This window comes from Paenibacillus sp. YYML68, from assembly GCF_027923405.1.
Classification (GTDB): domain Bacteria; phylum Bacillota; class Bacilli; order Paenibacillales; family NBRC-103111; genus Paenibacillus_G.
Window position 1 is genome coordinate 2,793,507 of the sequence record NZ_BQYI01000001.1, and the last position, 15,173, is coordinate 2,808,679.

A 15,173-nucleotide genomic window follows, 5' to 3' on the forward strand; every position below is an offset into this window, starting at 1 on the left:
CCCGTTCTATTCTTATTCATGAGGTTGCTGCTTCGTCTATACAAGAGGAGGTGTGCCGCGACGAACCGCCGACGACACACCGTTGAACCTATTACGCAGCTATTGCATTCATATTATTAGAACGAAAAGTCTACCGAGCCGATCAACAGCTCGCTCGAACCTGTCAAGCTGCTCGCCACCTCGATGTCGGCGATCCGTTGCTCCGGTCGCTCGCCCATCGCTTGCAGCACCTTGTACAGATCGTCACGAAGCCGCTCGATCGTCTGCTTGCTGTACAGCTTCGTACTATATTCGAAGGAGCCGCGCAGCTCGCCGTTATGCTCGCTTAACGCGAGCGTCATGTCGAACTTAGCTACCTTGTGCTCCTGCTCGTACGGTGCGAAGGTTAAGGCTTCGACGGTCGATTCATGACTTTCCGTGTTTTGCATCACAAACAGTACATCGAACAGCGGATTGCGTCTGGCATCTCGCTGCACCTGCAGCTGCTCGATCAGCTCCTCCAGCGGATAATCCTGATTCTCGAAGGCGTTCAGCGTCCGGTCCTTCACGTCGCGAACGTACCGCTCGACCGTCAGCTCGTTCTTCGGCTCGTTGCGGATCGCCAGCGTATTGACGAACATACCGATCATCGGCTCCAGCTCCGCATGCTGCCTGCCGGCAACAGGCGTGCCGACGATCAGGTCGTCTTGACCGCTATACTTCGCAAGCAGAATCGTATAGGCAGCCAGACCGAGCATGAACATCGTGCTGCCTGTCGCCGCTGCAAGCTGCTTCAGCTTCTCAGTAACGTCGCTCTCGACTGTGAATTCGAGCAGGGCGCCCTCGAAGCTGCGCACAGCAGGTCGCGGCAATGCAATCGGCAGCTCCAGCACCGGAAGCTCGCCTGCGAGCTGCTCGAGCCAGTAGTCACGCTGACGGCTATAGACGCCTGCCTCCGCTTGCTCTTGCTGCCATACCGCGAAGTCCTTGTAGTGGACGTCGAGCTGAGGCAGCTCCTCGCCCGCGTACAGCGCTCCAAGCTCGCTCATAATGACTGCGGCTGATGCGCCGTCCGACACGATATGATGCATATCGTAGATGAGCAGGTGGCTGTCCTCAGCCAGCCTCACGACGCCTGCTCGCAGGAGCGGTGCCGCGCTGAGCTCGAATGGACGAACGAGCGTATGCAGCAACCGGTCCGCTTCCTCAACGGTACCAGCAGCATGCCGCTCCAGCATGAATTCAACCTCATCCTGCACACGCTGCACCACTTCACCGTTCACCATCTCGAAGCTCGTGCGCAGCGATTCGTGTCTGTCGATCAGCTGACGGAATGCTTCTTCCAGCTTATCCACATCGAGCATTCCGTTCACTCTGACGATGGTCGGCATGTTGTAGCTCAGCTCTCCACCCTCGAGATGACTCAAGATGTACATCCGCTTCTGCGTCGAGGTGACCGGATAGAAGTCGCGCTTCTCAACCGCTGTGATCGCCTTCCGTGAGACCGCATCAGCTGCATCAAGAATACGCGCTAGCTCCTCCACAGTCGGATGCTGGAACACGTCTCTCAGCGCAATCGTCTTGCTCAGCTGCTGGTGTACCTTCGCGACAACCGTCGTCGCACGCAGCGAGTGACCGCCGATGTCGAAGAAGTTGTCCTTCACGCCGACCTGCGGCAGCTTCAGCACCTCTTGCCAGATCGCCGCAAGCTGCTTCTCCGTCTCTGTGCGTGGCGCGACATAGTCTGCCTCCGAGCGTACCGTCTCCTCCGGCGCTGGCAGCGCCTTGCGATCGATCTTACCGTTCGGGCTGAGCGGCATCCGCTCCAGCTGGACGAAGTACGTCGGTACCATGTAGCTTGGCAGCTCCGCCGACAACGCCTCACGTAGCTCGGCTGCAGTCATCTCCTGCTCAGCGACGAAGTACGCCGCCAGCAGCTTCTGCCCTGACCCGTCCTCGCGAGCCATGACAACCGTCTCAAGCACACCTTCGACGTTCAGGATGTTCGTCTCGATCTCGCCTAGCTCGATCCGATAGCCGCGAATCTTGACCTGATGGTCAATCCGTCCGAGATACTCGATGTTGCCATCCGGCATCCAGCGTACAAGGTCGCCTGTACGGTACATGCGCTCGCCAGCGACGAACGGACTGTCGATGAACTTCTCCGCGTTCAGCTCAGGTCGGTTCAAGTAGCCGCGTGCGACGCCGACACCCGCGATGACCAGCTCACCCGCAACGCCGATCGGCTGCAGCTGCAGCGTGCCTTCCTTCACAACATACAGATGGATGTTCTCAATCGGCTTCCCGATTGGAATGACCGGATAATGTCCGTCTGGCTCGCAGTCGAAGTACGATACGTCGACGGTCGCCTCGGTCGGGCCGTACAGATTGATCAGACGCGAGCGATTCGCTGCAGCGACTGTACGCTGGTAGCGTGCGACGTGCTGTGGAGGCAGCGCCTCACCGCTCGTGAACACTTGGCGCAGCGAGCGCAGCTGATCGGTAAGCTCGCGGCTTGGCTGCTGCTCCGCGTACTCGAGGAACGCCCCGAGCATCGCAGGCACGAAGTGCATCGTCGTAATCGCGTAGCGGTCAATCGTCTCGATGATCGTCTGCGGACTCTTCTCCCCGCCCACTGGCAGCAAGCATACTTTCGAGCCGACGAACGCCCACCAGAACAGCTCCCACACCGATACGTCGAACGTAATCGCAGTCTTCTGCATGATCGTGTCTGTCGCATCAATCGGATACTGCTTGTGCATCCACAGGATGCGGTTCAGCACCGAATGATGCTCAACCATAACGCCCTTCGGCTTGCCAGTGGAGCCCGATGTGTAGATCATGTACGCCACATCCGTAGGTCCAGCTTGTCCGACCGTCAAGTTCGAAGCGTCTGCCGCATAGATGCCAGCTTCGTTCAGATCGAGCACCTTGCCTGCGAACACTTGCTCGGACTCAAGTCCGGCTAACCGTTCGCGCAGATGCGATTGCGTCAGCAGCAACGGTGCGGACGAATCCTCGAGGATGTACGCGATCCGCTCTTGAGGCAGCGATGGGTCGATTGGCACGTACGCGCCGCCCGCCTTCAGAATGGCGTAGATCGCGATCATCATTTCGAACGAGCGCTCGGCCATGAGCACGACCTTCGTCTCCGGCTTCACGCCTTCGGCCTGCAGCGTCCGCGCCAGCTGGTTTGCCCGTTCGTTCAGCTCGCGGTACGTCAGCTGCTGTCCCTCGAACAGAACCGCTGGCAGCTCTGGCGTCTTCGCCGCTTGCTGCTCGAACAGGCCGTGAATCGTCTCATGCGCCGGGTATGGAGCAGCGGTATCGTTGAACCGCACCGTAACTTGCTCCAGCTCTTCTTCGTCGATCAGGTTCAGCTCGCCCAGCTTCGACGCTGGATTCGCAGCGACCGAGCCAATCAGCTGCTGCAGGTGGCTCGCCAGGCGCTCCATCGACTCCCGCTTGAACAGCGACGTCACATACTGGAAGCTGCCGTAGATGAGGCCGTCCTCCTCGACGATCTCGAGTGTCAAATCAACCTGAGCCGCTGCGTGTGGCTTCGGATACGGCTGAAGCTGCAGGTCGCCAAGGACGAGCTCCTGCTGCTCCGTATTTTGCATAATGAACATCGTATCGAACAGCGGGTTGCGGCTCATGTCGCGCTTCACGCCAACCTTCTCCACGAGCTCCTCGAACGGATACGTCTGGTGCTCGTAGGCCGCGAGTGCGCGTTCCTTCACTTCCAGCAAGTAGCTGCTGAAAGGTATCTCTGCCGCTGGATATTGACGCAGCGCCAGCGTGTTGACGAACACGCCGATGATCGGCTCCAGCTCCGCGTGCGGTCGACCTGCGATCGGCGTGCCGACGACGATGTCCTCTTGCCCCGTATAGCGGTGGAGCAATGAGGTGTACGCGGCCAGCAGCACCATGAACAGCGTAGAGCCCGTCTCGGCTGCAAGCTTGCGCAGCGCGTCGCTCTCGGCCTGACTGAGCGAGAAGGCGACCGTATCTGCCTCATACGTGCGAACCGCTGGTCTTGCGAAGTCCGTTGTCAGCGACAGAATCGGAATTTCACCGCTGAACGTCTCGTGCCAGAACGCTTCCTGCTTCGCCGTCTGCTCGCTCTGGAGCTCACTCTGCTGCCATACAGCATAATCCTTATATTGAATGGACATCGGCGATAATGAGTCGCCGCGGTAGAGCGCTGCGAACTCGTCAATGAGAATCGCCATCGATACGCCGTCCGAGATAATGTGATGCATGTCAAAGAGCATGATGTGACGCTCAGGCTCAAGCTCCACGAGTCCGACGCGCAGCAGAGGCGCATGGGACAGGTCGAACGGACGGATGAAGCTCCGCACAAGACTGCTAGCCAGCGCTTCATCGCCGCCAGTATGATGTAGCTCGATGGTGAAGTCGATGTCGCTGTCCGCATGCACACGCTGCACTGGCTCGCCATTCACCAGCTCGAACGACGTGCGAAGTGTCTCGTGCCGCTCGACAAGTGTACGGAACGCACGCTCCAGCTGCTCGCGGTCAAGCTTGCCACTGACGAGCATAGCTCCCGGCATGTTGTAGCTCAGCTCACCGCCCTCCAGCTGATTCAGAATGTACATCCGCTTCTGCTGGGAGGAGACGGGATACGTCTCGCTCGGCTCTGCTGCAGGGATCGACGCATAGCCGTATTCGTCGTTGCTCTCGATAATCGCAGCCAGCTGCTCGATGGTCGGCGAGCGGAACACATCCTGGAGCGACACCGTCTTGTTCAGCTCGCGATGCAGCTGAGTCACCAGGGCGGTTGCACGCAGCGAGTGACCGCCGATCTCGAAGAAATTGTCCTTCACACCGATGGTTGTCGTACCGAGAATCGATTCCCAGATTACGACCAGCTTCTCCTCGATTGCGGTGCGCGGAGCGACATACGCTGTTCCGCGTCCTTGTGTGCCATCTGGAGCCGGGAGTGCCTTGCGGTCGATCTTGTCGTTCGGCGTCAGCGGCATCCGCTCCAGCTGCATGAAGAATGCTGGAATCATATGATTCGGCAGCTCCTCCGCCAAGCTGCTGCGCAGCTCGCTGATCGGAATCTCACGCTGGGCGACGAAGTAAGCGCACAGCTGGTTCTGACCGGTCTCGTCCTCGCGAGCGAGCACGATGACCTCTTGTACATCGTCCAGCTTCAGAATCTGCGCCTCGATCTCACCAAGCTCGATGCGGTAGCCGCGAATCTTCACCTGATGGTCGATACGTCCGAGATATTCCAGCTTGCCATCTGGCATCCAGCGGGCAAGGTCGCCTGTCCGATACATCCGCTCGCCAGGGGCGAAGCGGCTCATGACGAACTTCTCGTCCGTCAGCTCCTGACGGTTCAAGTAGCCGCGCGCCACACCCGCACCGGATACACACAGCTCGCCCGGTACGCCGACCGGCAGCAGCTGTCCATGCGGATCGACGATGTAGACGCGATGGTTCGGCATCGGACGGCCAATCGAGATGATGCGGTCCGCCTCTGGGTCGGTCGACACAGGCCAGATCGTCGTGGCGATTGAATTTTCCGTAGGGCCGTAGCCGTTGTAATATTGCACATGCTGCTTCCACTTCTGAACGAGCTCATGCGACGAGGCTGAGCCTGCTGTGAACAGAATGCGCAGCGAAGGCATCGTGGCCGGGTCCAGATATACCGCATACGTCGGTGGCAGCGCCGCGATCGTAATGCCGTGCTCGGACATGTACGTCTCGAACAGGCTGTAGTTCAAGATCGTCGTCTGCGTCGGAATATATAGCGTCGCTCCGCAGAACAGCGCCTTGAATATTTCCCAGCACGCCGCGTCGAACGACAAGCTTGCGAACTGCAGCACCTTGTCCTGCTCGGTGATACGCAGCGTCTTGTCGTAGTACACTCTCAGGTTCGTTAAGCCGTGATGCTCGACCATAACGCCCTTCGGCTTGCCGGTCGTACCCGACGTATAGATGACATAAGCCAGATCGTTCGCCGTATTGACCGAGCCGAGGTTCGAGCCATCAGCAGCGTAGCTGGAAGACTCATCCAGCGCCAAAATCGTACCCTCGAACGAGGTGCGCTCACTTAGCTTCGCCTGAGTCAGCAGCAGTCTTGCTCCAGAATCCTCCAGCATATAGGCGATGCGATCCTCCGGATACTCCGGATCGATTGGCACATACGCGCCGCCAGCCTTCATAATGCCGAACATGCCGACGATCATCTCAGCCGACTTCTCAACCATGAGTCCGACCAGCTGGCCGTTCTCCACACCTGCTGCCCGCAGCGTGCGCGCGAGGCCGTTCGCCTGCTCGTTCAGCTCGCGATACGTCAGCGTCGTACCCTCGAAGTAGACCGCTGGCTGCTCTGGCGTACGCTCGGCCTGCTCCTCCAGCAGCTGGTAGATCGTCTTGTCCATCGGAGATACCGCTGCCGTCTCGTTGAAGGCGACGAAGATTTGCGCTTTCTCGCCAGGCGTCACGATCTCGAGGTCGCGTACTGGCATATTCGGCGTGCTCACTAGCTGCTCCATCGCATGGATCAGATGACCGTGAATGCGCTCGACCGCATCGCTTGCGAATACCTCTGCATTGTACTCCAGACGAATGCGCATCGACGCGCCCGGAGTCACGATCAGGTTGAAGTCGTAGTTCGTCTGCTCGACCATCTCGACGCTGCCTACTTGGAATGGCGCTTCCTCGCCGCCAAGCTGCTCCATCTGCTCATCGACCGGGAAATTCTCGAATACGAGAATGTGCTGAATGAGCTCCTGCTTCTGATCGGTCAGCGCCTGAATCTCGAACAGCGGATACGTGTCATAACGGTTCGAGGCGAGCGCCTGCTCCTGATTCCAGCGCATGACGTCCACGAAGCTTGCATGCGCGTCGCAGCGGATGCGAACCGGAATCGTGTTGATGAATAGACCGATCATGCCCTCAATGCCCGGAATTTCTGCCGGACGACCCGAGACGACGCTGCCGAATACGACATCCTCACTGCCGTTGTATTTCTGAAGCAGCAATCCCCATACGGTCTGCAGTAAGGTGTTGACCGTGACATTCGATTGCTTCGCCAAGCGATCCATGCGGCTCGTCAGCTCTGGACCGAAGTCGACGTACAGCGTTTCGTAGCACTCGCCCTTCTTCTCGCCCTGCTCGTCGGCTTCGCCGTTCGATTGCACCTTGCCGAGCGCCTTGCTCTGCGGCTTGCCTGTCGGCAGCAGCGTCTGCGTCTCATAATCGGACAAGTATTGCTTCCAGTAATTCGCCGCCTCCTGCTGATCCTGCTCATCCAGCCACTCGATATAACGGCTGTAGGACGCGACGTCCGCCAGCATCGGCTCACGGCCTTCACTGAGCGCGAAGTACAGCTCGAACACTTCCTCCGTCACGAGTGACAAGCACCAGCCGTCCATGAGAATATGGTGCGAGCTCCACACGAACTGGAACGTCTCGTCATCGACTCGGATAATGGCTACACGCATCAGCGCATCCCGTGTCAGGTCGAAGCCTCGGAGCTGGTCCGCATGCTTGTACTGAGCGACAAACGCTTGACGCTCCTCCACGCTCAACCCGCTCACGTCCTCGTAGCGGAACTCCGCCTTCCGGTCGCGGTAGACGATCTGAAGCGGCGAACGGCTCCAGCCGAGGTAGACGTTCGATCTGAATATTTCTTGACGGGCGAACAGCGCATCCAGCGCTTGTCCGAACACGAGCGGCTCGAACCGTCCCTTCAGCTCGAAATTCGTCTGCTCGAAGTATGCACCTGAGCTTGCATCCATCAGACTGTGGAACAGCATGCCCTGCTGCATCGGCGTCAGACGGTATACGTTCTCCAGCTCGCCCACTTGACGTGTATCCTGCTCAAGCTGTGCCAGCTCCTCAATCGTCATTCCCTTAATCGACAGGTCGCTCGGCGTCAGCTCGGTGCCGGGCTTCGAGACGCAGTGCTCGATAATATCAAGCAGACTGCGGCGCAGCAGCTCCGCGAACCGATCCATCGTTTCCTTACGATATTGCTTCGAGCTATAGCTGATCGTCAGCGACAAGGTGCCCTCTGCAACTAGACCGTTAATATCGAGCGCATGCGTTCTAGCCGTCCGGCTGCTGATCTCATGACCGCTGGAGTAGCTTGAACCCACAATGGCCGACTGCTCCAGCTCCTGATCGAACTGTCCCAAGTAGTTGAAGCTGATCTCTGGCTCTTGTACGAAGCTCGGCTTGCCCGCGTCATTCGACAAGTATCTCCAGATGCCGTAGCCGATCCCTTTGCGCGGAATGCTGCGCAGCGATTCCTTCACCGACTTGATGCGCAGCGACGTATCCGCGTTCTTCTTCATCGGCAGCACGACCGGATATTGGCTCGTGAACCAGCCGACTGTACGTGTAATGTCCAGCTCTGGCAAAATCGCTTCGCGACCGTGCCCTTCCAGGCTGACGTGTACGTTCTCCGACCCCGTCCATGCATGCACGGCCGAACCAAGCGCAGCGAGCAGTATATCGTTCATCTCTGTGCCGTAGGCGCGATGCGCCTGCTTCAGAAGGCGCTCGGTGTCGGCTGCCGACCACTCCACCGTTACCTTCTCGCTATCGCCGACGACCGTGTTCTCCACGTCGATATCCTTCGGCAGCGGCTGACGCGGTACGCTCTCGATCTGCTGCCAATACGCGAACTCGCGCTGCATCGCATTGCTGTTCGCATAGGCCGCCTGCTGCTCCGCCCACAGCTGGAACGAATCCGTCTTCAGCGGCAGCTTGATCGGCTCGGCCTTGCTCGCCTGCTCGTAGGCTGTGGCAATATCCTCGAACAAGATGCGCCAGGATACGCCGTCTACGACCAAGTGATGGATCGCGATCATCAGATGGTCGCCATCGTCGCAGCGGAACAGTCCAAGCTTCACGAGCGGTCCTTCACCCAGCTGAATCGATGCCTGCAGCATCGTCGCTTTCGAGTTAATCCGCTCAGCTACATTCGACTCGCCTCTCAGCTCGACGAGCTCAAGGCTGAACAGCTCGCCTTCCGTGGCACTGCGGCTCCAAGCCTCATAGCCGCCTTGCTCGGCCTCGCGGAATACGATGCGCAGCGCATCGTGATGCTCGACAATCGCCGTCATCGCTGTCCGAAGGGCCGATTCCTCGAAACGCTCTGCACGGTACAGCATGACCGCCTGGTTATGGTGGTGCATGTCGGTGAAGCGTTGCTCGAAGAACCAGTGCTGCACCGGTGTCAGCACAACCTCACCTGTGATGCTGCCTTGCTCGGCCATTCGTGTGCTCGAACGAATATGCGGACTGAGCTCCGCTATCGTTGGATATTGGAATAAGTCCTTCATCTCCAGCTTGTAGCCGGCCTGGTACAGTCTGGACGACACTTGAAGCGACTTGATCGAGTCGCCGCCAAGCTCGAAGAAGCTGTCATGAATGCCGACCTGCTTCACCCCGAGCAAGCTTTGCCAGATTGCAGCGAGCGTCTCCTCGACCGGATTGCGCGGTGCCGCGTATACGGTGCCGCTATGGACGGCTCCTTCCGGCTCCGGCAGCGCCTTGCGGTCGATTTTGCCATTCGGCGTTAACGGAAGACGCTCTAAGCGCATCATGCGCGAAGGCACCATATGCGACGGCAGGGACGCACGAAGCTCGGCCTGCAGCTGCTCCATGTCGAGCGAGCTGTCGCCAGCCGCATAGCCGCACAGGTACTTCTGACCGCGCTCGTCAGTACGGTCGATAACGATCGCCTGACGCACACCGTCGTGACGCAGCATCGCCGTCTCGATCTCGCCGAGCTCGATGCGGTAGCCGCGAATTTTCACCTGATGGTCGATACGGCCGATGAAGTCTACGTTGCCGTCAGTCATCCAGCGCGCCAGGTCGCCTGTCCGGTACAGACGCTCGCCTGCGACGAACGGGTTCGGCACGAACTTCTCTGCGCTCAGGTCCGGACGATTCAAGTAGCCGCGAGCGACGCCAGGACCGCCAATGCACAGCTCTCCTGCTACGCCAACCGGGACTGGATTCATATAGCGGTCTACAATATAGAAGCGGGCGTTCAGCCACGCCTTACCGATGGGCACGTTGCCCGAATGCGGCAGCTTCGCAAGCGGCTCGTCATAGAAGCTGGAGTCAATCGCCGCCTCGGTGACACCGTAGCTGTTGATCAAGCGAAGCTGTGAGCCGAAGCGCTCCTGCATCAGCTTGTAGTCGGTAACGCCACAGCTGTCCGAGCTCGTAATCAAGAGCTGCATGGTGGAAATGTCCAGCTTCTGGACGTAGATGTGCTCCATGATCGGAATAATGAGCGCAGGCGTCGATTCGAATAGCGTAATGTCGCAGCTGCGAATCCAGCCGACCAGCTTCTCCGGATCGATGCGATCCTCCTTCGGACAGATGACCATCGTACCGCCGTTAACGAGCGTCCGCGCGATGTCACCCGTGAACACGTCGAACGAGAAGCTCGCCAGCTGCAGCAGGCGGACCGGGAACTCCGTCAGGCGGTACTCTCTACGGTAAGCGAGCGCTGTGTTCACGAGACTATGATGCTCGATCATGACGCCCTTCGGCTTGCCGGTCGTACCTGACGTATAAATGACATACGCCAGATGCTGCGGCTCACAGCGGTCCTCCAGATTCGATACATCACCTGTAAATAAAGTTGCATCGTCCAGACATAGGACGGCGCGCGCTGTCTGCTCCACGGAATCATCCGCGTCTACTTCAACCTCTGCCGTAATCAATCCCTGCAGATGCGTCTGCGTCAGCAGCACCGCCGCCTCGCTGTCCTCCAGCATGAAGCGGAGACGGTCAGCCGGATAATCCGGGTCGAGCGGCACATACGCACCGCCAGCCTTCCATACCGCCATCACGCCGACGATCAGGTCGACCGAGCGATCGGCCATAATGCCGACGAGCTTCTCAGGACCGACGCCGAGCGCCACGAGCTGACGCGCCAGCTGATTCGACTTCGCATTCAGCTCGGCATACGTTAACGCCGTATCCTTGAAGCGAACGGCGATATGGGCAGGTGTCTTCTCAGCCTGCTGCTCGAACAGACGGTGGAACGTATGATCGATCGGCTCCGGCGACAGCATGCCGTTGAAGGCTTCCAGCAGCTGCACCTGCTCCTGCTCCGAGGTCATGCTGAGCTCGCCCAGCTTCCGCTGCGGCGCTAGACCGATTGCAGTAGCCAATTCCGAGAAATGCTGCCCGAACCGCTCCATCGTCTCCGGCTTGAACAGCGCGGTAGCGTACTCCAAGCTGAACAAGAGCTCGTCCTGCTCCTCGTACACCTCAATGGATAGGTCAACCTTCGCGCTAGCATGCGGATTCGGGTACGAGCTGATGCGCAGTCCGTCCATGCGCGGCTCGGTGGTGTCGATATTTTTCAACTCGAACATCGTGTCGAACAGCGGGTTACGGCTCATATCCTTCTTCAGCTTGAGCTGCTCGACCAGGTCCTCGAACGGGTATTCCGGATGGCTGAATGCCTGCAGCGAGCCTTCCTTCACTTCAAGGAGGTAGTCACTGAACGACTTCTCACCAGCTGGATATTGACGCAGCGCAAGCGTATTGACGAACATGCCGATGATCGGCTCGAGATCCGCGTTGGAGCGTCCTGCTACCGGCACGCCGACGACGATGTCCTCTTGTCCTGTGTACTTGTGCAGCAGTGTCGTGTAGACTGCGAGCAGCACCATGTACAGCGTGGAGCCTGTCTGCTTCGCCAGCTGACGCAGTGAGTTGGCAGCCTCACGGTCCAGCGTGAATTCGTATCTAGCGCCATCGAAGCTCTGCACCGCAGGTCTTGGATAATCGGCTGGCAGGTCGAGCACCGGCACCTCCTGACGGAACGTATCGAGCCAGTACGCCTCCTGCTGCTTCAGCTTGTCCGCGCCTTCGCCCGCTTGCTGCCATACGGCGTAGTCCTTGTACTGCAGGTGCATCGGAGCAAGCTCCTCGCCCGCATACAGACGAGCTAGCTCGTCAATGAATACGCTCAGTGAGACGCCGTCCGATATAATGTGATGCATATCGACGAGCAGCAGATGACGCTCCGCCGCAAGCTCGATGAGGCCAGAGCGCACAAGCGGTGCCTTCGCCAAGTCGAACGGCCGCACGAATGCTTGTATCGCCGCAGCGATCGCTTCAGCCTCAGAAGCTTCTGCCACACCTGCTTCGTTCTGTAGATCGATACGCTCCAGCGCAAAATGCACCGCGTCGTGTACCTGCTGCTTCGGCTCTCCCTCCACCAGCTCGAAGCTCGTTCGCAGCGTATCATGACGGGCAATCAGCTGACGGAACGCCGCCTCCAGCCCAGCGATGTCGAGCGCTCCATCGAGTTGGAGCACGCCCGGCATGTTGTAGCCCGTCTCGCCGCCCGGCAGGAGGCTTAAGATGAACAGACGCTTCTGTGCCGACGACACCGGATAATACTGTTGCTTGTCGGCAACCGGAATGTGAACGTAAGACTCACTCGCCAGTCCGTCCAGTCGCTCGGCCAGCTTCTCCAGCGTGAGCGCGTCGAACACGTCCTTGATCTGCAGCTGCTTGCCGAACGCCTTATGGACTCTTGCGACGAGAGTCGTTGCCCGAAGCGAATGTCCGCCGATGTCAAAAAAGTTATCCAGCGCGCCCACGCGCTCGATGCCAAGCACGTCCTGCCACAGCTCTGCAAGGCGCTGCTCCGTCTCCGTGCGCGGTGCCACGTACTCCGCTCCGCTGCGAACGCTCGCTTCTGGCGCAGGCAGACGCTTACGGTCAATCTTGCCATTGGCGCTGAGTGGCATACGCTCCAGCTGGACGAAATACGTCGGCACCATGTAGCTTGGCAGCTCTGCCGACAGCTGCTCGCGCAGCTCGCCTGGCGTGATATCACGCTCAGCGACGAAGTAAGCGGCCAGCAGCTTCTGACCCGTCTCGTCTTCGCGGGCGGTTACGACCGCCTCCAGCACCGTCTCAATGTTAAGCAGGTGCGATTCGACCTCGCCTAGCTCGATGCGGTAGCCGCGAATTTTCACTTGATGGTCTATACGTCCGAGATATTCGATGTTGCCGTCCGGCATCCAGCGCACGAGGTCGCCTGTACGATACATGCGCTCGCCTGCGACGAACGGACTGTCGATGAATTTCTCTGCGTTCAGCTCCGGACGGTTCAAGTAGCCGCGTGCTACACCGACACCTGCGATGACAAGCTCGCCAGCAACGCCAATCGGCTGTAGCTGCAGCGTGCCTTCCCGAACGACATACAGATGAATGTTATCAATGGGTTTACCAATCGGAACCATCGGGTATTGACCGTCCGGCTCGCAATCGAAGTACGAGACGTCGACGGTGGCCTCTGTTGGACCGTATACGTTGATAAGCAGCGCCTTGTTCTCAGCGGCTACCGTATGCTGGAATCGCGCCACGTGCTGCGGCGGCAGCGCCTCGCCGCTGGCGAATACTTGACGCAGCGGGCGGAGCATGCGAATAAGCCGCTCGCGGCTTTGCTGCTCGACATATTCAAGGAATGCGCCCAGCATCGCCGGGACGAAGTGCATCGTCGTAATTTCATAACGTTCGATCGTCTCGAGAATGCGCTCCGGGCTTTTTTCGCCGCCAGGCTGCAATAAGCATACCTTTGAGCCGACGAATGACCACCAGAACAGCTCCCACACCGATACGTCGAACGTAATGGTCGTCTTCTGCATAATCGTATCGCTCGCGCCAATCGGATATTTCTTATGCATCCACAGGATGCGGTTCAGCACCGAGTGGTGCTCGACCATGACGCCCTTCGGCTTACCTGTCGATCCCGACGTATAGATCATGTACGCCACATCGGTCGGTCCCGCAGCAGGCTCTAGGTTGGAGCCTTCTACTGCATAATTGGCCTCATCGTTCAGGTCGATCACTTTACCCGTGAAGGAAGCACCTTCCAGTCCGGCAACACGCTCACGAAGGTGACTCTGAGTCAGCAGCAGTCCTGCTGCGGAGTCTTCCAACATATAAGCGATGCGATCCTCCGGATATTCCGGGTCTACCGGCACGTAGGCACCGCCTGCCTTCAAGATGGCGAAGATCGCCACCATCATCTCCATCGAACGCTCAGCCACCAGAACGACCTTCTGATCCGGCTTCACGCCTTCCGCACGAAGCGTGCGAGCGAGGCGATTCGCCCGTTCGTTCAGCTCCCGATACGTCAGCTGCTCATCCTCGAACAGCACGGCCACCTGATCCGGTGTGCGCTCCGCTTGCTGCTCGAACATCCCGTGAATCGTCTGATCGCTTGGGTAGGCAGCCTCTGTATCGTTGAATTCGACCAGCAGCTGGCGCTTCTCCGCGTCGGTCATCATCTCGATGCCGCCGAGCGCCGCCTCCGGCTGGAACAGCTGAATGGCCAGCAGGTTGTTCAGATGGCTGATGATACGTTCAATCGCCGCCACATCGTACCGGCTTTCGTTATACACCACCTCTGCTAGAATGGATTGATCTTGTCTTATGAATCGATAATGAATGTCGCTGCGAATGTCATCGGCATGGCTGTTCGAAGCTGAGCCGTCCGTGTGCAGCGAGACAACTGTATGTATGATCGGTGTGCCGTCTGGATCCGCTTGAAGGCTGAGATCGCCAATCATGCGCTGGAACGGTACGTCTTGACTTGCAATCGCATCACGCACCGTGGCACTCATTTCGGTGAGCATCGATTTGAACGAGCTGCTGTCGGCTACTTCGTTTTTCAATAGAACGATATCGTTAATGCGTGGCGCTCCCGGCTCAGGGATCGTCGGCAGACCGATGATGATCGTGCTTGCGTTTGTATATTTATATAGAAGCGATTGGACAGCGGTCAGCAAAATGGTAAGTATGCCACGCTCTGCGCCCTTCACAATCGAGATGATGCGCTCGGACTGCTCGGCAGGCAGAACGATCGAGTACACGGCTCTGCTTGCAGCTTCCATCGTTTTACCAGCGATTGTTGCTGGCTTGCTGTATGGAAAACAAGAGATCGTATCTCCCGAATGAAACCGCTCGTTCCAATATGTCATGTTTTTCTTCATGTTTTATCACACCCTCGGTTTATTCGAATGCATGTCTCTCAGCTTGCTGTGGAACGAAAGCTCGAATCGATTGTCCTAACACTGACGTGCGCGCCGCATATGTGCGTGTGCGGCGCGCGACATCAGTTCAGGTCTTAGATAATCATCTGGATCGCAACCTTGAAT

Annotated in this window: 1 protein-coding gene; it reads right to left on the reverse strand. The window is 58.5% G+C overall.

Going from position 1 to position 15,173, the window contains the following annotated elements; translation table 11 throughout:
* Positions 1-116 precede the first annotated feature (116 nt).
* Positions 117-15,008 carry a non-ribosomal peptide synthetase gene (locus PAE68_RS12775; RefSeq protein ID WP_281887483.1) on the reverse strand — a complete coding sequence of 4,964 codons (14,892 nt, stop codon included), beginning with the start codon at positions 15,006-15,008 and terminating at the stop codon, positions 117-119.
* Positions 15,009-15,173: the final 165 nt, after the last annotated feature.